The sequence below is a fragment of the Bradyrhizobium sp. MOS001 genome, assembly GCF_004634465.1.
GTDB lineage: Bacteria > Pseudomonadota > Alphaproteobacteria > Rhizobiales > Xanthobacteraceae > Bradyrhizobium > Bradyrhizobium barranii.
On record NZ_SPVJ01000075.1, the window covers coordinates 1 to 21,121 of the forward strand.

General features: G+C 59.8%; 19 protein-coding genes and 3 pseudogenes. 10 read left to right on the forward strand and 12 right to left on the reverse strand.

The genetic code is table 11. From position 1 onward, the window contains the following. Positions 1 to 272: pseudogene (locus tag CT676_RS40975) on the reverse strand (hypothetical protein); the annotation flags it as partial. A gap of 1,302 nt (positions 273 to 1,574) precedes the next feature. Between CT676_RS40975 and CT676_RS40980 the strand changes: the two are divergent. After that, entirely contained in the window at positions 1,575 to 2,048 is a 474-nt protein-coding gene (locus CT676_RS40980; protein WP_135217068.1) for a hypothetical protein, read from the forward strand. 333 nt (positions 2,049 to 2,381) lie between these two features. On the opposite strand, the pseudogene CT676_RS40985 reads toward CT676_RS40980, so the two are convergent. From CT676_RS40985 to CT676_RS40995, 3 genes and pseudogenes are all read right to left on the reverse strand, one after another. Next, positions 2,382 to 3,230, reverse strand: a pseudogene (locus CT676_RS40985) (winged helix-turn-helix domain-containing protein); the annotation flags it as partial. 580 nt (positions 3,231 to 3,810) lie between these two features. Then, complete coding sequence (locus CT676_RS40990; RefSeq protein WP_135217069.1) at positions 3,811 to 4,146, reverse strand: hypothetical protein; 336 nt, start codon at positions 4,144 to 4,146, stop codon at positions 3,811 to 3,813. 30 nt (positions 4,147 to 4,176) lie between these two features. After that, the gene (locus CT676_RS40995; RefSeq protein ID WP_135217070.1) at positions 4,177 to 4,368 is read right to left on the reverse strand and encodes a septal ring lytic transglycosylase RlpA family protein; all 192 of its coding nucleotides are present in this window, start codon (positions 4,366 to 4,368) and stop codon (positions 4,177 to 4,179) included. Positions 4,369 to 5,305: 937 nt separating this feature from the next. On the opposite strand from CT676_RS40995, the gene CT676_RS45765 reads away from it, so the two are divergent. Then, entirely contained in the window at positions 5,306 to 5,524 is a 219-nt protein-coding gene (locus CT676_RS45765; RefSeq protein ID WP_135217080.1) for a hypothetical protein, read from the forward strand. A 921-nt stretch (positions 5,525 to 6,445) separates the two neighbouring features. Here CT676_RS45765 and CT676_RS41010 read toward each other — a convergent pair. Then, complete coding sequence (locus CT676_RS41010) at positions 6,446 to 6,694, reverse strand: hypothetical protein (RefSeq protein WP_135217071.1); 249 nt, start codon at positions 6,692 to 6,694, stop codon at positions 6,446 to 6,448. Positions 6,695 to 8,264: 1,570 nt separating this feature from the next. On the opposite strand from CT676_RS41010, the gene CT676_RS41020 reads away from it, so the two are divergent. Together CT676_RS41020 and CT676_RS41025 are read left to right on the forward strand one after the other, a co-directional pair. After that, positions 8,265 to 9,272, forward strand: coding sequence for an alpha/beta hydrolase (locus CT676_RS41020; RefSeq protein WP_135217072.1), 1,008 nt, complete (start codon positions 8,265 to 8,267; stop codon positions 9,270 to 9,272). Positions 9,273 to 9,369: 97 nt separating this feature from the next. Continuing rightward, positions 9,370 to 10,665, forward strand: coding sequence for a DUF892 family protein (locus CT676_RS41025; RefSeq protein ID WP_028153966.1), 1,296 nt, complete (start codon positions 9,370 to 9,372; stop codon positions 10,663 to 10,665). Between the two features lie 1,268 nt (positions 10,666 to 11,933). On the opposite strand, the gene CT676_RS41035 is transcribed toward CT676_RS41025, so the two are convergent. Continuing rightward, positions 11,934 to 12,149 carry a hypothetical protein gene (locus CT676_RS41035; protein WP_135217073.1) on the reverse strand — a complete coding sequence of 72 codons (216 nt, stop codon included), beginning with the start codon at positions 12,147 to 12,149 and terminating at the stop codon, positions 11,934 to 11,936. A gap of 77 nt (positions 12,150 to 12,226) precedes the next feature. On the opposite strand from CT676_RS41035, the gene CT676_RS41040 reads away from it, so the two are divergent. Then, a complete protein-coding gene (locus CT676_RS41040; protein ID WP_343287579.1) occupies positions 12,227 to 12,487 on the forward strand; it encodes a hypothetical protein in 261 nt (86 codons plus the stop codon). A 65-nt stretch (positions 12,488 to 12,552) separates the two neighbouring features. Here CT676_RS41040 and CT676_RS41045 read toward each other — a convergent pair whose 3' ends face one another. From CT676_RS41045 to CT676_RS41060, 4 genes are all read right to left on the reverse strand, one after another. Further along, positions 12,553 to 12,789, reverse strand: coding sequence for a GlsB/YeaQ/YmgE family stress response membrane protein (locus CT676_RS41045; RefSeq protein ID WP_135217083.1), 237 nt, complete (start codon positions 12,787 to 12,789; stop codon positions 12,553 to 12,555). Between the two features lie 157 nt (positions 12,790 to 12,946). After that, the gene (locus CT676_RS41050; RefSeq protein WP_135217074.1) at positions 12,947 to 13,468 is read right to left on the reverse strand and encodes a DUF1003 domain-containing protein; all 522 of its coding nucleotides are present in this window, start codon (positions 13,466 to 13,468) and stop codon (positions 12,947 to 12,949) included. Then, the gene (locus CT676_RS41055; protein WP_028154185.1) at positions 13,468 to 13,926 is read right to left on the reverse strand and encodes a low affinity iron permease family protein; all 459 of its coding nucleotides are present in this window, start codon (positions 13,924 to 13,926) and stop codon (positions 13,468 to 13,470) included. Before CT676_RS41055 ends, CT676_RS41050 begins: the two co-directional genes overlap by 1 nt. Before the next feature lie 84 nt (positions 13,927 to 14,010). Further along, a complete protein-coding gene (locus CT676_RS41060; protein WP_135217075.1) occupies positions 14,011 to 14,478 on the reverse strand; it encodes a hypothetical protein in 468 nt (155 codons plus the stop codon). A 552-nt stretch (positions 14,479 to 15,030) separates the two neighbouring features. Between CT676_RS41060 and CT676_RS45775 the strand changes: the two genes are divergently transcribed. After that, positions 15,031 to 15,318, forward strand: a complete 288-nt coding sequence (locus tag CT676_RS45775) for a response regulator (protein WP_244623484.1) — start codon at positions 15,031 to 15,033, stop codon at positions 15,316 to 15,318. A gap of 984 nt (positions 15,319 to 16,302) precedes the next feature. On the opposite strand, the gene CT676_RS44610 is transcribed toward CT676_RS45775, so the two are convergent. Further along, positions 16,303 to 16,464 carry a hypothetical protein gene (locus CT676_RS44610; protein ID WP_167768329.1) on the reverse strand — a complete coding sequence of 54 codons (162 nt, stop codon included), beginning with the start codon at positions 16,462 to 16,464 and terminating at the stop codon, positions 16,303 to 16,305. A gap of 845 nt (positions 16,465 to 17,309) precedes the next feature. Between CT676_RS44610 and CT676_RS41085 the strand changes: the two genes are divergently transcribed. Beyond that, positions 17,310 to 18,287: an AraC family transcriptional regulator gene (locus CT676_RS41085; RefSeq protein ID WP_038959834.1), complete on the forward strand. Its 978-nt coding sequence runs from the start codon at positions 17,310 to 17,312 to the stop codon at positions 18,285 to 18,287. A gap of 7 nt (positions 18,288 to 18,294) precedes the next feature. On the opposite strand, the pseudogene CT676_RS41090 reads toward CT676_RS41085, so the two are convergent. After that, positions 18,295 to 18,978: pseudogene (locus CT676_RS41090) on the reverse strand (glycosyltransferase family 4 protein); the annotation flags it as partial. Positions 18,979 to 19,328: 350 nt separating this feature from the next. Here CT676_RS41090 and CT676_RS41095 point away from each other — a divergent pair. The 3 genes from CT676_RS41095 to CT676_RS41105 all read left to right on the forward strand — a co-directional run bounded on the left by CT676_RS41095 (position 19,329) and on the right by CT676_RS41105 (position 20,259). Next, on the forward strand, positions 19,329 to 19,667 hold the full coding sequence (locus tag CT676_RS41095) for a hypothetical protein (RefSeq protein ID WP_135217077.1): 339 nt from the start codon (positions 19,329 to 19,331) through the stop codon (positions 19,665 to 19,667). Next, positions 19,664 to 19,837, forward strand: coding sequence for a helix-turn-helix domain-containing protein (locus tag CT676_RS41100; RefSeq protein ID WP_135217078.1), 174 nt, complete (start codon positions 19,664 to 19,666; stop codon positions 19,835 to 19,837). Before CT676_RS41095 ends, CT676_RS41100 begins: the two co-directional genes overlap by 4 nt. Positions 19,838 to 19,947: 110 nt before the next feature. After that, positions 19,948 to 20,259, forward strand: coding sequence for a hypothetical protein (locus tag CT676_RS41105; protein ID WP_135217079.1), 312 nt, complete (start codon positions 19,948 to 19,950; stop codon positions 20,257 to 20,259). Positions 20,260 to 21,121: the final 862 nt, after the last annotated feature.

The window sequence follows — 21,121 nt, forward strand, 5'->3', positions numbered from 1 at the left end:
CTTCACCGCATTGGTGACAGCGAGAAAGAAGACCTTGTCGCCCTGGATCGCGACGACGTCGATTTCATGGGGCGGCCCCTTCAGGTCGCCATTGCCGCGTACGCCCAGCACGGCGACCGCGGCACTCGCGCCTGCGGGCTTTGTGACCGGCAGTTCCGCATATTTGGCAAACGCTAGTTCTGGATTGCCTGGTAGTAGCAGCGGTCCGATTTGAACGCCGCGCCGATCTCCTGCGGCAAGCCGTCCTCGCGGTGCTCGCGCAGCCAGTGCTTGTAAATGCCAGTCGCCGGATGCCGCCTGGGCCTGCCTACTGCACGGACCATGTGTACCGCCTTTGTGTACCGGCGGCTGCCCGGAAGATCCTTGGGATTCAAGGATTAGGCTAATTCTTCGGCGATTTTCGACGGGATGGCGGAGAGGGAGTGATTCCCGTCAAGGTTGAATACTTTCCTTTTAAAATCAACGATTTGCCCGAAGAGCCCTCTCACCCCCGAGCGCCATAGTTCTAGTCAAAGAAGCACGATCAGATGTCTTACCCAGAAGCGTGCGTGGTCGAAAGCGTAACATTACTTTGGGTCTTCGAATGAGGGCCGGCCAATCTTTGCCGTCAGCTCGGCTAACCGCCTGCCCATAAGGCAGCACAAACGAACTGTTGGGCGCAGTCGTGCCGGTGAACGGCAGAAGGCCACCGACCGGAATGCTGTATGGATTGCCGAAGAAGCCTGAAGGTAGAAAGCTGCGTCGACAAGGTGCCCGCAACCAGTTCGGTGCTAGGTGCCGAGCGCAGCGGCTTGGCCCCCAGGCCGTCAACATTGAGCGTGGTAAACGTTGGCTGGCCGCCCAGTCGATCGCTTTTGATAGGTTCGCTGGGGCACGAAACTGCACCAACTGCTCGAAGTTCACGGGATCGTCCATCTCTCGTCCTCATGCAATCTGCATGCGGTTGTAAGTACGAGAGTAGGAAGCGATCCGTCATGTTAAGGCTGCGGAGGTTGCGCGTTAGCCGGACGCGGCGGATTTTGATGGCCGCCGGCGGGACACGGGTGCAAAGGAGCCAGAGCTCAAGGCCCAGCGTCCCGGAGGGGCGAGTGGGTAGGGAGCTAAAGTTGCCTCTCACCTCGGCCGGGCAGCAGAGGCAAACCCAATTCGCGAGCTCGTCGCCTAACGGATGCGATGTGACGTCCAATCTCTCGCGCCATCGCTGGCACTCTTTCCTTACGTTGCGCGAGTTCGATCAGCAGCTTGGTCTCTTCTTCGGTCCATTTGCGGGGTTTTGCGGGCTCCATTGCTGTTCTTGCTCCACGAATCGAAACCGGCATCAGTCTGTGACTGCGATTCTGGCCCGATGAAGGCGATCACGTTCGCCGTCGTCGGGCCTGCACCTTGGTACAATGATGGTCTCCGGCCAGTCGCCCTGTGGCTCACCGGGCATATTCGACGTCGCGCGTCAGGAACATCTAGGCCGGCGGTTAACCCTGTTGGCAAACACCCCGTACGTGGTACGTGAGCCGCCGCCATGTTGCCTCATGGTTCGATGAATTTTCACCGGCACTATTTTAAGGTGGAGAAGCATCATGCTGAGAATGGTGTTGTTGGGTCTCCTCATCCTATTGGGTGTTGGATTTCTGGTGTCGATGGAACTCAGAAATCCGGCGCGAAGTACAGTAGCGGTCGTCCAGCCCCTTGCCGAAACGACCGTAGGCATTTCCGATTCACATGGTGCGTTGGCGAAAGCTGATCGACTAGAAATTGCCGCTGCGAGCAGCGAAACTCCAGCGCAGCCTTCTCTAGTCGAGGAACGCATTTCTCCATCGGAAGGCATGGGTATCGATTCTTCGGACCACCCCAAGGTGATCGACCACCATCGTCACCATCCCAAATCAAAGAAGGTTGCCGCTGCCCTTCCTAAGTCGAAGTCAAAGGAAACCGAAATCAAGCGAACTACCATTTCCGGGCGTTCAAAGGTTGCCGGCGACACCGAGCCCTGTCGGCTAAGCGCGTTCGGTGGTTTGCGTAAGGCTTTGAACTCAATCGACTGCGAGATCTGAATAGGAAGCTGGACGATGCGCCCTTGAAGCCCTCAGCTGCACACGGTCCGACCAACGGACCAGCAAAGGCCGCCGACAGAGCCAGCACCCGGCCATTGCCCTTGGCGTAGCGCGCCACTGCTTGCCGACCGAAACGAAGAATAGTTAGCTTAACGTTGGCAATACCGTCTTTAACGGCAGCCTTCTCGCTGCGGCCTCCACCAATAGGTCAATCGCGTCGGTTCGCCTCTCAGTCGTTGGCTTCCCGTCTGTCCCCGGCTCCGGACATGCCGTGCACTGTGCCAACTGACGCTATGTGCCAGCAGCCTTCGCGGGCCGGCCAGCAAACTGATAAAACCTGGCCAAACCGCGTAAATAGATGGCATAGGCGTCGAGACTCTCGGTCGGCTTGCGCTTGGCACGCTCGATCTCGGCTTTCTCCAGCGCTGGCGCGATCGCCCCGACAACGCTCTCGGTCACCTGGTCCTGCAGATCGAAGACGTCGCCGAGACCACCATCAAACCGGTCCGGCTATAGATGTGCGCCGGTGGCGGTATCGACGAGCTGTCCCGTGATGCGTACTCGGTTTGCTGCTTTGCGAACGCTGCCTTCCAACACGTAACGCACCCCTAGCTTTCGCCCGATCTGCTTCACGTCAACGGCGCGCCCCTTGTAGGTGAAGCTCGAATTGCGGGCGATGACGAACAGCGCCTTGAACCGGGATAGCGCCGTGATGATGTCATCTACCATTCCGTCCGCGAAATACTCCTGTTCGGGATCACCCGACAGGTTGTGGAATGGCAACACCGCGATCGAAGGCTTATCGGGCAGCGCGAGGGCGTGTTTCGACGGGTCTACGGCGTTATCGGCGACTACCGCGCCTGCGGCTCCCTGCGCTTCCCGCACTGGTCCGACGAAACGGAAGCCCTTGCGCGGGAGGGTTTTGATGAGGCGTTGTTCCTCACCGGAATCGCCGAGCGCACTGCGGGCGGCATTCAGGCGCGTTGTCAGCGCCGCATCGGACACGATACGGCCGTTCCAAATGGCATTGATGAGGTCGTCTTTACTGACGACGCGCTCCCTGTTGCGGATCAGGTAGTCGAGCAGGTCGAATACCTGTGGCGCGACGGAGACGACGTCCGCCCCGCGATGCAGCTCGCGCCGGTCAGTGTCGATTGCGTACTCCTCGAAGAGATAGCGCAAGCTGCCAATCCCTCAGGCGGCCTCCGATCGTCGGGGCCTCTAGCACCGCTTGGAACGCAAAGAATAAGCCGCCGGTAAAGAAATTGTAAGCCGAATGTCAAGCGCGCTCGCTCATGCCTTGGCACCCTCGTCCGGGTAAAAACAACACCCAGGAGATTCCGCCATGAGCACGACCTATGGTGCAACAGGGTTGGGACAGTCGGCCGTATCGACCCGGCGCGTCTCCAGTTTTTTCATGACATATTGGGGCGCGTTTCAAGGCGCGCATCGAGTGGGAAGCTCGAGCGCAGTGGAAGAAGAAGCCGTTGGAGGGCGCTGTGGATAAAGGCCACTCAGTGGGCGGCCTCATGAGAACGCCTCTATTTCGGTGTCCCGGTCTGGCTACCCGAACCGGTGGTCTGCTCCCTTCCCGGTTGGCCGGGAGAATGCGCTCGGCCACGTAACCGGACGCTCCGGAGTTGCGGGTCTTGATCCCTTTGTCCGCATCCCGCTGCATCTGCTCGTTGGGCTCGCCAGCCTTGAGCCCTCCCCTCCTTGGTTTGCACACTGGGCGCGATGTTTTGCTACCGTCGCCCCGGTTCTAGACAGGAAGCCGCAACGTGGTTTCCACACTTGATAGCGTACCGGTTGGCGTAGCTATTGCCATGTCTACGATCGTCAACGAACCCGGCTGATTGTCATACAGGTACTTGAGATGCCAAACCGGCCCGACGTCCGGCGAGATAGCAAAGTCGTTCAACGCGTTTGTGATGTTGCGAACGGCATCGCGTCGTGCGATCGGTGCCGAGAACATCGCGTCTATCAGCGCTGCCAAGGTCATCCCCTCCACCAGCATAGCCCGTGCAGCTTCGTCACCGTGAACCAGCCGTAGGGCTGTCACGATGACGGCAATAGCCTCGGGGTTCTTGAGAGGCACGGCAAATTCGCTTCGGCGCCCGTTGCGTGTTTACAACACCTCGGCACGAACTTGAGCCACGCCACGATCCGTAATCCCTAAGCTGTGCGCGGCGGCCAAGGATAAGTCTAGAACGCGGCCCCGGACCCATGGCCCGCGGTCATTGACGGTGACAATGACGCTTCGGTTCTGCGATTGCGCAATCGCGATCATTCTACAAAGAAGTCGCATGATTGGCCTCATGCACAAATGAAACTAGTGGACAATGCAAACTCATCGGCCCGTGTTCCTGCATACGCATTTCGTGCAGAACAAAGGTGAACGCATACCGGTGGTTCGGATGCGAGGTGCCGGAGATGTTCGGGCGCAGCGCAGCAAGCAGTTATCTCGCTGCAGCGCATCACACGAGCATAGGGGCTTCGATTTTACGAAATTGAGGACTCTAACCGAACCATAGGAAAACTCACATATTCCCAAAATCGGGATTCTTCAGCGCCCGCAAGAATCATGAGCATTGGGTTCGCTACCGGCTGGGGACGAGTGGTTGAATACATCAAAAGCGGGACGGATTTTAACAACGCTCGCCTCGGCAAAGCGTCGAGCGCAGAAGGGGTCTCCAGCCCACCGCCTTCTGCGCAGACGCCGAGCCGGCAGTGGATTAATCGTGCACCGCCGCGAAATCCGGTCCAAATGTTTGACGACGCACTCCGCGGACCGAACTCTCGTGCCCATTGGCGCCTCGTCAACACAGTCACCACCAAAAGCGAACGGGCCCGACTTCTTTCGCAGGGACGGTTTACACTGAACGGCGCCAGGCATTTGGAGGATGGGCGAGCTAGCAATGAAAGTTGCATGCCCTTCCGGCGGTCGTGTCGAGCTGTCGGTCGTTGTTTGTCTCGTTTTCGTCGAGATTGAAGAGGCAGGCGTGCGACGCGAAGGCAGGGCATCGGGCGTTCCTGCAGAAGCGCGCCGGTGGCACTCGTCGATATCGGACTGCTGGACGTTTCCGGGTTGAGCTAATCCGCCGGATTAGGAAGGAAGCTCCCGCGGCCAAGGATGGTTCTGCTTAGCAGAGCGACCTTTTGTCATAGCGGGTCGTCAGCAGATTGGAGGATTTTCCGAATATGGAACTACCGAATTGCCCCGACGTTGGTGGACCGCACCAAACCCAATGGGACAGATGCACAATTTCGCCAACGCGTCGTTTTCGCCCGAAGTGATTGAGGCTATGACATCGGCCCTAAAGGCCGCTGTAGCAACGCTGCCGGAGCCTGTGCACTCCGGCCACGTCAATCTCATTGCGGAGTCAATTCTACGGACAGCAGGTACGGGGGAACGCAACCCGTCAACGTTGCAACGGATCGCCCTCATGGAGCTTCAGCTGCAGCGGCGGGATTGAGCAGGCCGTCGACCCAAGAAAACGAGACCGCCACCTGTGGAAGTGTAGGCCCGTCCCAAGCCCCGACCCGCTATTCATCGCTCGGCAGCCGGGTCGCTTGAATTACCAGGCAAACCCTTCACGTTCGCAAGGTGCTGTTCTTGTATGGCCCCTCCCGGGCGGAAGGACAGTCGCTATTGCGGGGTGCGCCGGCAGTTTCCGCTCCCGAACTGTCGGCACTCTCGGCGCAGTGGCCGCACCCTTACGCGAACCCGATTAGCTCCCTATCGAGCAAGCCATGCCAACAATACACAAAAACATGGTTGCGGTGGCGATCCAGCCTAGCCAGTAGACTGGCCCCCGGACCACAAGCTCGCCCATTACGGACTTACGGCGCACAAGCAGCATCATGACGGTCATGATCGGCGCGGCCAGCACACCGTTGATGACGGCGCTCCAATAGAGCGCCTTGATCGGGTCGAGCGCGGTGAAGTTGAGGGTAACGCCGGCGGCACAACTGACCCTTTGGGGATGTCACCCGGTAAGCATCTCAAGAATGCGACCGTTGTCGGATTGCGCTCAGTCATCAAATTCTGAGGCTCTTTAAATCACGTCAGCGGGGCCCGACAGACCTTCGCCGAAGTCGGCACGGGTTACTCGTAACGTCGCACAGCAGAATGTGCCTTGCCACAAACTGCTTTTCGTAACTCGACGGACTTATCTCAAATTGTGGGTCGATTGGCGCGCGTGTGCCGGAGAGCTACCGGCATCCCGCACATATTACCGCCGCCCAGGCGGCCATGGGGACACGCCGATGAAGCACACCGAAGAACGACCCTATGCAGACCTGGAGGCGGCCGCGCGCAACTGAAGCCGCGTGCGAGGCCCGATGCCTTCACGCGCGAAATAGTAGGGAGTGGATATTAAGCCGCCAAAAAACACCTAAGTGGTGTTGATTTCAGCGGTTAGCGTGAGGGTGAGCAAAGTCCGACCTTTATCGGGGGAAGGGCCGTCCGTGACCTTCAACTCCCATGGTATCCCCTTCCACATGTCGGTGGGATGCTCAGACGTCAGGACATTACCTGCGTACTTCACTGCCTCAAGTTTCGCTGCCTCGGTGTCGGCCACTTCAACGCCGACGTCATCGATCAGCATTTTTCCGTTCAAGATATGGAAGTAGTAGCGCGGCATAGACGCTCCTCCGTTTGGGCGGGAGCGCAGTCGTGTCTCTCAGTCAGGGGGCCCCTTGATCGGTCCCGGTGATAGAGGGACAAGAGCAGCTACAGAGTGGCGTTCCTAATTAGGCTACCGCGCTAGGAAACAGGCCAGTCCCCCTTTTTGGGGGCGACCGGCTCAAAGGAACCACAAGGGTGGGCGAATATTTGATTCGTCGCTGGCTCGCTGGACAGCCGGCGGAGCGCGAGATGCCGCTCGGTCGCAAGATCGGCGTGCATCTGGCGCTACCCCTGCACGGTTGACGTTTGTAGGCCGCGGGGGTTCTGGCCGAGTGAGGAACATCGTGGTTCTTGCCATGTTTTCCCGACGCCCTCGGGCTCGTCGAGGGTAACCTCTAGGCCCGGGCTCACCCCCATTTGAGCTGGGGCCCTTTTCTTCCGGGACAAGGGACTGACTGAAGGGGAACGACCAGAGCAGTCGAATATTTGAGTCGTCGCTGGCTCGCTGTAAGAGCTGGCGGAGCGGCCCCGGCCTAACCCCCTAGTCTCCCCCGGAGCCGGGGTCGTCTCTCCGTCCTTGTCGTGTAGGAGTAGCGTATGCGTTCCTCGCCCTCGATCGTGCCGGCCGACCGCCTCGACCGCGACATCTATCTGGTTCGCGAGCGTGATGGCACTGATTGTCGCATTCAGATTTCTCGCTCAGTAAGACCGCCCAGAGCCAGGCATCGCCCATGCGGCTGAACTGCTTGCGCGCCGCGGGCGGCAGTGTCTTCCAGGGTCAGGCAGCGCCCGGCATTCTTCCGAAGATGCTCGGACCGGCTCAATTGGATATCAGCGCTGCTAGCGGGATCGGCAAAAGTCTGCCAGGCGTTCCGGCACAGGGGACACCGCCACTGATTGACGAATTTCCCGGGGGGCAAGTAGGTCGAGTGCATCGGAGCTGCCACGATTCGCCCGCAGGCGATGCAGCCGTTCGTCCCTTGAGACGGCGGTCGTAGGCCCTCGTCTTCAACGGCTTTCGCGGTCCAGCGGCGCTCGAACTTGCGGAAAAGATTGCAGGGGATAGAGCAAAACGTTCACTGAGCGCCTCCTGTTTGTGGGCGGGAGGGCGGTAACGTCTTTCGGTCACTAGCGCCTGTCATGTCGTGCTAGCGATACCTTGGATATGGTGTCTCTAAAGACATTTGCCAGAGCGGTTCCCGGGAAAACCGCTCCTCGGCATTCGGCAGATTAAAACGATGCCCTGCATGGCGCCGCCGTTTGGATAACACTCTTCGTGCTGTGCCGCATCCGTGGGGCGTAGGAACATATCTATACCCGCCCTGTTGCGTCTGCACGACATGACCCGTGAATGCGCATGCCGTCCCCAAATGGAGATTTGACCATGCGGGCGCTCTGTAGGCACGGCAAAGGCGACGTCCGGGTAGACATAGTTCCAGATCCCAAAATCCAGCGCCCAAGACGCACGAGAAATTCCGCGACAAAGACGCCGGCGTCATCAAGATCGTGATGAGATCAGGACTTTAAATCCAGCACGCGTTCCTTCCTCTCATCCAACAGCTGGTTCCGCCCAGCGAAAGTGTCACATGCGCATATTGAAAAAACGTTCGCCATCGTTGGCGGCCACGACCCTCCGTGCTTTCGCAGAATATCCGGTGGCCTCCGCGGTTGTCGCAACAGTCGGCCTGATGGCTGCGGCGGCAGTCGTCAATCGGCGACTTGCCGACAAGGCACAACGCGACAACCCGCCTCAAGGACGGTTCATCGATATCGACGGCGTTCGCCTGCATTACGTCGAGCGCGGATCCGGCCGTCCTCTGGTCCTGCTCCATGGCAATGGCAGCATGATCCAGGATTTCGAGTCGAGTGGTTTGATCGATCTCGCCGCCAAGGACTATCGCGTCATCGTGTTCGATCGTCCCGGCTTCGGTCACAGCCTGAGGCCCCGCAATGTCGTGTGGACGCCTGCGGCTCAAGCCGATCTCTTCAAGGATGCGCTTGCACACCTCGGTGTCGAAAAGGCGATCGTGCTCGGACATTCCTGGGGAGCGTCGGTAGCGATCGCATTGGCAAGCAGACAGCCCTCCATGGTCGAGGCCCTGATACTGGCGTCGGGCTACTATTTCCCGACAGCCCGCACCGACGCGATGATGGCGATCGCCGGGCCGGCGATCCCCGGGTTTGGCGATCTCCTCAGTCACACCATCTCTCCGATCCTCAGCCGCCTGATGTGGCCAGCGATGCTGCGGCAGCTGTTCGGACCTAAATCCGTCCCGCGAAAATTCGACGGCTTCCCCAAATCACTGGCCGTGCGTCCATCGCAGCTTCGGGCCGGCGCCGCGGAGGCAGCGTTGATGGTTCCTGCCGCAATGCTGTCTGCGAAGACCTACGGCGAACTCGCCATGCCGGTCACCATCCTGGCCGGCGAGGACGATCGCCTCATCGACATCGACGAGCAGTCCGGCAGGCTGCATGACGAGATCAAGCACAGCAAGATGCGCCGCGTCCCGAATGCGGGTCATATGATCCAGCAGTCGGATACGGCCGACCTCATGGCCGCGGTCGACGAAGCCGCGGCGGAAACGCTGCATTGAGAACCCTAATCAATCTGATCGCGGCACAAACCGAATTAGGAACGTCCAACACAGCGCCCGGTTGGCCCTGGTATCTCCCGTAATCAAAGGTCTCTCCATGTATCATCACGTCAAAAAGCTCATGTTCACAGTCCGGGTCGACGAGCCCGATCCACGGTTCGGAAATATGCTACTTGAACAGTTTGGCGGGGCTAACGGCGAGCTGGCGGCCGCCATGCAATACTCCATTCAGGGTCTCAATTGCGAAGATCCGGACCGCAAGGATCTCCTGATGGATATCGGAACCGAGGAATTGAGCCACCTCGAGGTGGTGGGATCGCTCGCGCGCTTGCACTTGAAGCCCTTGAAGTTCGATCGAGAAGCGGCGGAAGCCGACCCTTTGATCGCTATTGCCGGTGGCGGCGGCGTCAATCTGTTCAACTCGCAAGGCAATGCCTGGACGGCTGACTATCTCAAGATCACCGGCGAACTCGACGTCGATCTGCGCAGCAACATCGCCGCGGAAGCGCGCGCCAAGATCGTCTACGAAAGACTGATCAATTTCTGTGATGACGCCGGCACTAAGGACGCGCTGCAGTTTTTGATGACGCGGGAAATCACCCACATGAAGGCGTTCTCGCGTGCGCTTGAAAGCATGGGCAAACCCACATTCAGCATCGGCCGCATCGCTCCCACGCCGGGTCTCGTGGACCAGTTCTTCAACGATTCGACGGGTTCCGGCGACAACGGTGAAATCGACACAAGAGGCCCCTGGAACGAAGGCGAAGACTGGATCTTCATGGAATCACCGGCACTCCAGAGCGGCGATCCCGGCGCGGCGCCTTCGATCGTTGCCGAGAGTTCGCCGTCGGAGCCTGTCATTGGACTTGACGACCTGCTGATCGATCAGCTGCGGGACCTCCTGCATGCAGAGAAGCAATTGACCAAGGCATTGCCTCAGATGATCGAGGCTGCTCGCTACGACCAGCTCCGCGAGCTGTTCACCGTTCATCTCGCCGAAACCGAAACGCAGATCGAACGTCTCGACGAGTGCTTCGAACTGCTCGGCAAGAAGCCGCGCGTGAAGTCTTGCAAGGGCATGCAAGGACTTGTCGAAGAGGGCGACGAAGTGATCAAGGATGGAGCCAAGAAGGACGATGCAGCAGCGGATCTCGCATTGATCGGCGCGGCACAGCGTATCGAGCATTACGAGATTGCCGGCTACACCGCTGCCCGCAACCTGGCGCAGCAGTTGCGTCACAGCGCGGTGGTCGCGCTGCTTTCGAAGAATCTGGCCGAGGAGGAGAACGCGGATCAGTTGCTCAATCAGGTCGCGCGTTCGTTGATGTCGGTTGCGAAAATGCCCGCCGCCATCGAGCAGACCTTCGTCGAAGATGAGCCCGCTGGAGGCTAGGTCAGCGTCGAAGCATTGAGATAGGCGGTCCCCACTCTGTGGGGCCGCTGCTTGCTAACACGTTTTGACGAACCGCGAGGCGGTTGGAAAGGACTAGCATGCCCCCGAGGATCAAAGAGCATACCTGCCGGCTGTGCAACGGAACCGGCTTTCCCAGGTCCATGTAGCCCCCTCATCCTGGCCGTAAGAGCTACCCCGTCAAATGCGAGGCCTGCCAAGGCAAGGTAAAGATCACAGAGTCGGGTGAGATCTCAGTGCTTTGATCTTTCGATTTCGAAGGTGAACTTGGCCGGCATCACATCCCGGACCCCAATCGCCATGAGCGTTTGGCGGTAGTTGCAGCCGAATGATGGAGGGCGTTACGCGCCATGTCGGCCAACGATTTGGCGGCTTCCGCTTGCGCGGCCCGCAATTCGGAAGCTCCAGTCCTTCCTCATCGAACTATTCACCCGGCTCGCGGATCACCTGAGCGTGTCGCCGCCGAGGTCGAGCGTACGGTTGCGGAGAGTGAGAAGAGCAAGGGACTGGGGGCGGCCTTTCGAGGATCCGATCAAGATAGGCGATCGCGTCCGGCGCAAGCTGAAGACGGATCAGTAAAGAGGCCGCCAACTGAGGCGGCCTTATTCTTTCGTGGTGGCTTGTCTTGCCCGGGACAATCTCCGAAACTCGATTGTTATGTTGGAGGCGCGAATTGCGAGCCCGCCCGAGATTGCGCGGGTAGCGTAAGCCGAGTGAGCGTCCACCATTGGTCGATCGAACCTGAGTGCGACCGGGAACAACATCTAACCGATCTTACTTTTCCGGCGTTCGCACCACGGTTAGGACCGGCTTAGACGAAGGCTCCCACGGCGCGGGGAGGACCACCCTGATTGGTCGAGCGTCGGCAAATCTTTCCGCGAAATTGGGTCGTTCTTCTGTGGCGGGCTCGGCGAGAGCCACCGCGAAGGACGCCACAACGAAAGCCAAGCCTAAGAGGACTGTTCGAATATCCACCAACATTTTGCTGATCCCGTTTCGAAAAGGACAACGCGGGCCTTCAAGAATGGTTCAGCCGACTGAACGTTTGCTACTCGAAGGAAAGCCGGCGCGTGCCCATCAGGAGCGAACGGGCCAAATTGCGCCGAGTCTTCACGGGCGCCGGATGAGATCCGGCCGCTTCTCAAGCAAATCCCTCAGACCGAGATCTTGCCGACAGGATCTCTTTTCTACGAAATCACTGATGCCGGAAGCGCGGTGATCCGCGACGAATGAGCGCTCCGATCCCGGCGTCAGATGCTATCGACTGGAATAATACAAATGCTTTTTCCTTGCTCGTCGACGACCGAAACCGAGCAATTGCGCCCGACCAGCTCAGGACGAGTCGCACGCAAGGAGCGCGCGAGTCTGATCGCCTCGATCTGCGCCGCTGTCTCGTCCACCAGATCGTGCACGCCATGATCCGCGACAATCCGAGTGTCGACAAGCTTGAAGTGGAACTTGGGCATTCTGGGAACAGTTTTACAGGTGAAAAACTCAAGTTTGGCAGCTTGAAAGACAACCCCTGGTGCTTGGGATTGTGGGCATGGCGATCGGGGCAGCAGTCGCAGGCGCGTTTCGCGCTTCCGAAATGGAGAACGAATATATCGGCAAAGTTGCCGACGATGTGAAAGCCGACCTGAATCGTCGCGCCGGCGCGGTATCGCAGGCCTTGCGAGAAGCCTCAGATACCGTGGTCGCAGAAGTCGGCGACAAAGGTGCCGAAGCCTTGGATAGGGTGAAGCAGGTTGGCATGGATGCCGCCGAGGCAGCCGCCGCCAAAGTAGGGTCCCCCCAGCCGGGCTAAGGTTGCGGTGGTCGTGATCACGTGGATCTGCAGCGAGGTGCGGAGTGCACCCCTGAGGTGTCTTCTCAGATTGTGCGCCGTTGTCTGCCGACCACAAAGCCATAGACAAGCAGCACGATGACCGCGACCACGGCGCCGATCAATCCTGTGCCTTCGCCAAGACGATACCAGCCAAAGGCTTGCCCAAGGTAAGTCGCAACGAACGCACCAACGATCCCGAGGATGGTCGTTAGGATGAACCCGGCTGGTTCGGTGGCACCGAAACAGTGCACCATGGAGCAGATCACCTGACCCGTTTCCATGCCGGAGGCCAAGGCGGCAGTCCAAGGCGCAAGACAAACGAGCGGTATCGAGCAGACATCACGTAAGGCGGTTTAGACGTGGTCCAAAACCGAGAAGGGCGCATCGATACGCGATCGAAAGGTGGGAACGGGCGAAAGCGTGGCCCCTCGTAACCGTCTACTGCTTCGCGTCTTCGTCCTGGCGGTCTTTCAAGTCTTGCGCTATCTGATCAACCGACGTCTCGCTTGCAAGCTCATCCGGCCTACCATCCTCGATGTCCTCGACATCCAGTTTCTTCGCGATGCGCTGCAATATGCGCAACGACTGGGTCGCCTCCCTCTCTGCAAGGAGATTGATCTGCAGCTCCAGGTGATCGCGCCGTTCCAGGGTTCGGTCGATCAGGCTTTGGCGGATCAGCACGCATGAGGTGAGGAGAACGGCTTCGAGCGCGAGGATCGTCGCGAGCAGCGGGAACGGATATTCGTCGAAGGCGTGATGCGGGAAAAAGTGGCTGAGGATGATCCAGCCGATCACGAACGCGCATTGAAGAACGATAAACTGAACGGTGCCGACGAACCAGCCGATCCAGTGAAACAGACGGTGATGAACCGCCAGAGTTTCTTCATCCTGCTTTTCAAGGCGAAGGATTGCGTCGATGCTTTGGGCGGCGGGCCTCGCTGACTGAGTGCCCGCCCGCATCAGTTTGCGACCTTTTCTGCGGCCCGTCGCGCCGACTTCCGCGTCTTGTCGACGCTCTTGTCGGCCGATCTTTCAGCGCGCGCCCTCGCCTCGCATTTGCCGCGCAGATCCTCGATCTCGTCGTCCGTCAGGTGTTCGATACCGACCAGTGAATTCCGGGCCGCGCCGACCCGGATCAATTCGTCGAGCTTGACCTGGATCGCGGCGCTATCGCGGTTTTGAGAATTCTGGATGAGAAACACCATCAGGAACGTGACGATAGTCGTTCCTGTGTTGATCACCAGCTGCCACGTATCGGAGAAACCGAAGAGCGGTCCGCTTACCGCCCATATGATGACGATGCCGGCCGCGATAATGAACGTTGAAGCCCGGCCTGCCGCCAGCGAGGTCTTATTGGCGAGGTCGCCGAAAAACTTCGAAACCGCGGACGGCTCTTTAGCTTTTTCCTTGGCCTTCATGATATGTCGCCCCATGTCAGCGTGTCAGCCGGCGGGACAAATCGGTAGTGCGCCCGAAAGTTCCATCGCCAGGGAACTAACCCCTCATATGCCGCCACTGAGCGAGAGGCTTATGCGCGTAACGATCCCATCCCACGCGCGCTCTTCGCTGGCCGGATAATTGATCAGCACGCAATGGACCAGCCCGCCGGAGAAGTTGCAACGGTCATACCAGACCTTGTCGCCCTTGTAGCTGGAAACCGCAAAGAACCGCGGCGTCACTCTCTTGTACTGAATGCGCGAAGGCGGTCCTTTTTTCGCGAGGAAAGCAGCGGGCGAGTCACTCCCGACGTTGGGAGCAGCCTGTATCGTGAGGTCGGCGCGGCCGTCGGCAGTTCGAAAGCGTTGCCCGTAACCGTCCGGCCGACCCGCTTCTTCGGTGAAGATCGAAGAAGGGAAGTCAACCGACGTGCCCGTCTGTGGAATGCGGTAGGTCGTCCACCTTGTGGCCTGCGCCGAAACCGAAGCGGCCGAGACTGTGAAAATGGTCATCGCCAGAGCTGTCGCTTTCATCAAAGCTCCTCCTTCGCAGACCCCCACCGAGACATAGGCAACGAGTCGGCTGCATCCCTTCACACCAGGAAAAGCGGCGAAGCCAATTACGTTCCAAGAAGCCTGATCCTACGCCACCAATGCCTCTCTGCCGAGAAGCAGATGCGAAAGCACCACGCCGACGCGTTCGAGGCAGGGGATCGATGGGCCGCAGCAAACATCGACCGGCGACGTGAGTATTCGAAGGCACGTGACCTCCAGGCCAACGGCCGCTGAGCAACATCGGTACATGTGTCCCTTATGGCGGAAGCGATCAGCCGTCTGCCGCGCCTCCCCAGCAGCCCGCGACCGCCCTGCACCGCAGCCCCCGCCCCGCAAGCCTCGCCCACATCGCAACCAACTCCGAAACCCTGACGCCTCCACGAGCCCCGCCTTCAAGGGGACTTACGCAGCCGTCATAAGGACCACCGGAACAGGCCTCCAGTCATACCCGTCGGCGGGCTACCCGACAGGAACGGCTACGCATTTTGGCCGTTCGACATGAGAACAAATGCTATCGGATATGAGGCTCCAGTGAGCGTACTTCTCGTCGAGGACGACCCTTTGATCCGCGAATTCGTCGTCGAAGCGCTGCGCGAGGCAGGCTATCACGTGATCCACGCGAGCACTGGGGAGGAAGCGCTGGCCTGGTGCAAGCGCTACGCCGCGGATGTGCTGGTCACCGACGTCCGCCTACCCGGACAGGTCGATCGATGGCAGATAGCGGAGCGCTGCCGCGAGCAGGATCCGGACTGCCGGTCATCTACGCCACGGGCTTCTCTCCCGCCACTCCACGTCCCGTTCCCGGGAGCCGCATCGTGAGGAAGCCCTTCCATCCGGACGAGATCGTCCGGATAGTCAAAGAGCTTGGCGAGGAAAAGGGCGACGCCGAGTTAGCCGGTCTATTCGCGGTATCGCCGCAGCCTGGACCACCTAGGATCCGCAGCTTCGGCGCACCATGCCCTTTCCAGCGTAATCACCCTTTGAGCAGGCCCAGTTCCTCTACGGCCCGAACACAGATTTCGGAGGGGTCCTTGAGCCTCGTCTGACCGATCTCGATGATCTTCTTGGCGATCAACTCGGTGAGAGGGTCGTTCTGATCCTGTACGCCAATCGAACGCAGCGCCTCTTCGTAGCTCTCGAAAACCGCGTGATTTCTTCAGGCCCCAGAGGCGAGTTTTGAAGTATTCGGTAATAGCCATTGTTGTCCCCAGCAGGATGCAGCGTAGCATCGATCTGCTGAGGGGGCATTGCATCTCAGCAGCCACTTTTAGCTTTCGCAGACTGCCCCTGTTCGCATCCTGTGAGCGTGGAGGCGGCGTGCGGCGAAGAAAAGCGTCGCAGAGGGAGCTCCGCGCCTTCACGGGCAACTCGATCCGAAACTTCATGGCGCGCAGAGGAACGATCGCGCGACTGCCAAGTTTTCCCGACGCCCCTGCCCCAAGGGGCGAACCCCGTACTGGCCCCAGCTCATAGCCCCTGCCCCCCGAGCTGGGGCCTTCATCCGCCAGCCCGGGAAGCGTGAGCAGAAGGCTTCGGCGAAGCTCCCGCCCTTCTCAATCCTTCGCTCCCAGAGGCTATTGGTCTTCGCCTGCAGCGGCGGAATCCTGGGTGCCGAGCAACTTCAGCGAGGTCTCGATCTTGGCGAGGAGCGCCTGGATTTCGGCGCGCTCGTTCGCGCCGGTCCGGCTTCAAGCCGCGCCAGCAATTGCTCTTTCTGTCCTAGCAGCTTCGCAAGAGTGGACATCCGATCACCACAATGTTTACCGTATCGAATGGGCCGCTCGGAGAGCGGCCCTTTCTTGGTCACCAGCTACGGGTGCCGAAGCTGAAGCCGATGCTCGGCCCGCCGCCGTACGAGCCGTAGCCGCGATCGTAGTAGCCGGGGCCGCCGTAGTAGCCGTAACTGCGGCGCACCACGTACCCGTCGTCATCGCCGTAATAGCGCTGGTGAGTTCGATCGTGCATCTGTTTGACCTGTCGGCGTGCTCGCACATCGGTCGATGAGAGGCGCTGCTGCTCCGGGCTGGGCGTGCCGAGCGGGGTATCGATCAAACGATGCGGTTACGAGCCCGAGCTACCTGATGGTTGGAGGTTCTTTCGTTGGCCAGCCGGTGCTCTGATTGCCTGAGCCGGTGGGATCGCCGTCCTCCCAAGACGCTTGCAATGTGTCGTCGCGGGCAACCGGTATCAGAAGCTGCTTCCGCATTTCGGCGAGGCGGGCACGGCAATACTCCCGGTAAAACATCTCGACTAGGGTGGACATGATCGAACCCTCGCTTGATCATCACCATTGACGATAGATTTTGACCATTTCAACCGGCGGTAAATATCAACGGCGCCGGAGCAGTTTGTGTCCGACGAACTCGGATGACGACGATGTGGCCGACGAGGCGCAACACGAAATCGGTATCAGAGAACGTCTGGTGCTGCAGGACAGTCTGTCCGCGGATCGTTGAGTTCGATCAATCGCGAGGGTCATAGAAGCGGAGCTTACGGGTTCACCCCGCCAAGGATATCTCAAACTAGATCCGATAACGGCAATCAGAAATAGAGCCATCACGACCGCCTCCTCTTAGAGGAGATTTTTTGACGCCACGGCCTTCGCAATCACTATAGACCTAATTTCTGGCCGCTAAGTGAACGAGTTCACATCAGCATTGAACTTAGCTGAGCGAGACTAGCAGGCCAATGGCGTAGCTTCTTGGACTCTTGCGCACAGATCAAACAAGTTCGGTGCGCGAACTGCAAAATGCAGATACCGGTGAGTTTGTCGCATTTGATCCCGATGTCCAACAAGGCTGGAGGTCCCCATGTCTATGGACGCAGCCGAATTCGTATCACATCGTTTCTCGACGCGGGAGTTTCCGGAGCGGATGCGAGTCCCGCTATGGCGCGAGGACTTTGGGCGAGGCATAGTCCACGCTGATATTGAGCCTCTATCGAACGCACCGTTTCAGGCCTACGCAACGCTGCAAGCGATCCGAGGTTTGCGCAGGCTCGCGCTGAAAGGCTCCCCTATGCGTTTCAAGCGCTTGCAGGCGAGCATCGCTGATGGTGATGACTCGATCGGAGTCGTCCTCTGTTCTCCCGGCAAAAGTCAACTATCGCAGCGCTGTCAAGAAATCGAGCTTCACGCCAGCGACGCCATCGCAATTCTGCATTCCGAGCCGGCCACCGTCACCTATGTCGACGGATTGCTATTCGGTCTTGCCGTACCGCGCGACGCCCTCGCACAGCGCGTGACGAACGTCGAAAGCCGCGCCATGCGGCCGATTTCTCACCGAAGTGAAGCGCTCCGACTTCTCATGGCTTATCTCAAGTCGGCATTTACTGAGAGTGTCCTGGCCACCCCGAAGCTGCGAGATGCGGTCGTGGCTCACATCCACGATCTCCTGGCGCTCGCAATCGGCGAGTGCGCTCCCTTGGGCGAGAGCAGTGCGAGCGCTGTCGTGACTGCGCGCCACGGCGCCGCCCTCGATTACATCGAGACACACTTTCAAGAACCAGGGCTCAGCGTCGAGATGGTAGCTCGTTGCCAAGGCATCTCACCTCGCTATCTGCAGCGCCTGATGGCATCATCAGGATCATCGTTCACCGGGCACGTGAATGAATTGCGTCTCCAACGAGCGCTCAAACTGCTGACCGAGTCCAGTGCCAGCGCGCGACTAATTTCCGATATCGCTCTAGAGGTCGGCTTCTCGGATGTTTCGCATTTCAATCGCTTGTTCCGAGCTCGCTTCGGCGATTCGCCGCGTGGCGTTCGTTGCGCCCGAAGGGATCCTAGCTGATCAAGTGGAAGCGGGCGCGTACTTTTCGTCTGTCGAGCCGGCCCAGATCGCCCACGGCTCTGACAGCCTGCTCCTCGTTCTCGACGATGAAGCCGGTCACGCCGTCCTCGACGACCTCGGGCACGGAGCCGGAGCGATAGGCCATCACTGGCGTCCCACAGGCCATCGCCTCGATCATGACGAGGCCGAAAGGCTCCGGCCAATCGATCGGAAACACCAGGGCCGCGGCCTCTGCGAGGAACGGCTGCTTCTTCACCTCATCCGCCTCGCCGACGAGCTGGAGCGCCCGACCGTCGATGTGGGGCTCAAGTTGCTTCTTGAAGTAGCCCGTCTCGCCGCGCGGAATCTTGGCGGCGATGCGCAAGGGCATTCCGGCGGCGCGCGCGATGCGGATGGCGTCCTGGGGGCCCTTTTCCGCGGTCAGGCGGCCCAGGAACGCCAAATAGGATCCTTGATCGAAAGACGGGCGAAAGTTGTTCGATGGCAGTCCGTGCTGGATCGTGGCGATCCAATTTGCCTCAGGCAACGGCAGACGCTGATGGTCCGATATCGACACGAAGCCCGCGCCGGGAAACTGCCGCAGCACCTCGGAAAGGCCCGGCAGGTCGAGCCGGCCATGCATGGTGGTTACGAAGGGCACGCCGAGCCGACTGAGCAGCGCAAGGGGCAGCCAGTCGATGTGAGCGTGGATCTCGATCTCGGCGCTCGCGCGCGACACCGGGCTGTCACCGCAGCAGATCAGGCTGAACCTGTACTATCTGGAGCGGCTGGGCGAAGTCTCGGTCCGCCAGGGACAGGCCAAGGCGAACGCAGTCGAGCCCCGTCCAAAGAAGCCACGCGGTCGCGCGGCGCACAAGATCAAGGCGAACGCGAAAAAGCTCAACGGGCAAGCGCGCACGAATGGCCACAAGCAAAGCCGGGCGGCGGCTTGATCACCATGACGTTCCGCCCCCTCAAGCGATCGAGGCAATGGAGCGGTTTGTTTAGAAGGTTATCGCGACCAGGTCGGCGGCTCGGACGGGCACGTGAAGGAGGGCGCCGATGCAGTTCATGCTTGGGATGCTGGTCGGCTGCATGATCGGAGGAACAATCGGCGCGATCGTGGTCGGGGCCTGTGCAATGGCGGCAACGGCCGACGAAGACGACCTCAGCGTCGGTCGCGCGGGAAGCAAGAAGTGCCGGAATGTCGAATTCTCTGAAGACGAGATGCTCTGCGTGACCCCCGGCGAAAGCGGCTCGGACGGCCCCCTGAAGCAGAAGCCCGATGAAGCATTTCATGCTCGGGATGCTGGTCGGAGCAACGGTCGGCCCGATCGTGACCGAGGCCTGCGCGATGACCCGACGAAGCCGCTGGAACGCCAAGAGTACGAGGTGACATGAGACGACCACACGAGCCTGTTGAACCCATCACCGATGTCGAGCGCGAGGTCGGGCATCGCCTGCAGGCGCTCAGGATCGCGCGCGGGCTCAGCCGCGCCGAGCTGGCGAGCCGCCTCGACACCACCGAGGCCGAGGTCATCGCTTGGGAGACGGCGAGCGAGGTGATTTGAGTCGATGAGCTGACCGACATCTGCAAGGTCCTGCAGATCACGCCAGGCACGCTGCTCGGCTGGGAGACCAAACAGTAAAAGCCAAACTTCACCGCCGATATGAGCAAGCAATGATCAGGAAGAACCAGCGCATCGAGACCCTGCGCGACGCCTTCGCCAAGGCGGCGACGGCGAACGACCCCGAAGCTATGCAGCTCGTCGGCCGCGAGCTGCTCGACGAGTACGACCAGCAGCCGAAGCTGAGCAAGTTCCACCAAGACCATCGCACCATCGTCGCGGGCATGCTGATCACGCTGATGGCGATGGAGAAGCTGAAACAGGATGGCAGCTACGACCGGATGTCGCCGGAGGAGCGCGAGCGGCTGCCGCTCGACCTGGGCCTCGTGGCCATTGATATGTTGCTGAAGAAAAAGCAGCACTGATGATCACCGAAGTCCTCACCCGCTGGTCGAGGGAGCGGCTGCCGAAGGGTGCAAGCAAGCGCAACCGATGTACGGGGTAGCGCAACCGGCTCCCATCCTGCTTTGCCATGACCGAACTGACCCGGCGCCGAAGCGAAAACGATCAACACGAAACCTGGCACATCTATTCCGCCGACGTCCGCATAGGGACGATCGGCATCCGCGCTGGCGTGCCGATAAGCGCTGATCAATGAGGCTGGAGTCTTGGGTTTTATCCAGGCATGGAGCCCAGCACGCAGCGCTCGGGCTCGGCTACAACATTCGACCAAGCCCGCGCCGCATTCGAGCGGGCATGGCAGCAGGTGGAGCCGACGCTTCGCGAGGACGATTTTGAAGTTTGGCGACGCGACCGCGATTTCCACGCATGGAAGCGCCGCATGCAAGCTGAGGGGTGCCAGATGCCGACGCAAAACTCCAACGGCTGTTCGAGGTGCTTCTGCGGCGAGCCGATCCCGATTGCGTACGAGGTGCACATCTACACCGTTCACCGGTCGGCGCATGAACAAACACGTCGAGAAACGCCCCTTCGCCGAGCCCGAAGCCGCCGCGCGCAAACTTAGTTCCGTCAGCTCAAGTAGAGCATCACAAGACTCTGGGAAAACTCGGCAGTCGGCTGAGAAAAATCCGGGCAGCAGGACCAGAGGCATTGCCAAGCCTCCGGGAAAACTAGGAACCCGGCCCGGCAGTGCAAGTTGGTGCGGCATGCCAGGGTTTTACTTCGTCGTCCGTGAAGAATGCGGATTGATCTGAGAAATAAGCAGAATTTGTCTTGATGTAGTATTCGATTTTGCAGGAAAGCGGGGTGTTGGACCTCGCTTTCTTG

Coding starts and splice junctions, on each gene's coding strand:
- CT676_RS40980 (WP_135217068.1), top strand. CDS start 1,575: ATGCTGAGAATGGTGTTGTTGGGTCTCCTCATCCTATTGGGTGTTGGA.
- CT676_RS40995 (WP_135217070.1), bottom strand. CDS start 4,368: ATGAGGCCAATCATGCGACTTCTTTGTAGAATGATCGCGATTGCGCAA.
- CT676_RS45765 (WP_135217080.1), top strand. CDS start 5,306: ATGCACAATTTCGCCAACGCGTCGTTTTCGCCCGAAGTGATTGAGGCT.
- CT676_RS41010 (WP_135217071.1), bottom strand. CDS start 6,694: ATGCCGCGCTACTACTTCCATATCTTGAACGGAAAAATGCTGATCGAT.
- CT676_RS41020 (WP_135217072.1), top strand. CDS start 8,265: ATGCGCATATTGAAAAAACGTTCGCCATCGTTGGCGGCCACGACCCTC.
- CT676_RS41025 (WP_028153966.1), top strand. CDS start 9,370: ATGTATCATCACGTCAAAAAGCTCATGTTCACAGTCCGGGTCGACGAG.
- CT676_RS41035 (WP_135217073.1), bottom strand. CDS start 12,149: ATGCCCAAGTTCCACTTCAAGCTTGTCGACACTCGGATTGTCGCGGAT.
- CT676_RS41040 (WP_343287579.1), top strand. CDS start 12,227: ATGGCGATCGGGGCAGCAGTCGCAGGCGCGTTTCGCGCTTCCGAAATG.
- CT676_RS41045 (WP_135217083.1), bottom strand. CDS start 12,789: ATGGAAACGGGTCAGGTGATCTGCTCCATGGTGCACTGTTTCGGTGCC.
- CT676_RS41050 (WP_135217074.1), bottom strand. CDS start 13,468: ATGCGGGCGGGCACTCAGTCAGCGAGGCCCGCCGCCCAAAGCATCGAC.
- CT676_RS41055 (WP_028154185.1), bottom strand. CDS start 13,926: ATGAAGGCCAAGGAAAAAGCTAAAGAGCCGTCCGCGGTTTCGAAGTTT.
- CT676_RS41060 (WP_135217075.1), bottom strand. CDS start 14,478: ATGAAAGCGACAGCTCTGGCGATGACCATTTTCACAGTCTCGGCCGCT.
- CT676_RS44610 (WP_167768329.1), bottom strand. CDS start 16,464: ATGCACGATCGAACTCACCAGCGCTATTACGGCGATGACGACGGGTAC.
- CT676_RS41085 (WP_038959834.1), top strand. CDS start 17,310: ATGTCTATGGACGCAGCCGAATTCGTATCACATCGTTTCTCGACGCGG.
- CT676_RS41095 (WP_135217077.1), top strand. CDS start 19,329: ATGCAGTTCATGCTTGGGATGCTGGTCGGCTGCATGATCGGAGGAACA.
- CT676_RS41100 (WP_135217078.1), top strand. CDS start 19,664: ATGAGACGACCACACGAGCCTGTTGAACCCATCACCGATGTCGAGCGC.
- CT676_RS41105 (WP_135217079.1), top strand. CDS start 19,948: ATGATCAGGAAGAACCAGCGCATCGAGACCCTGCGCGACGCCTTCGCC.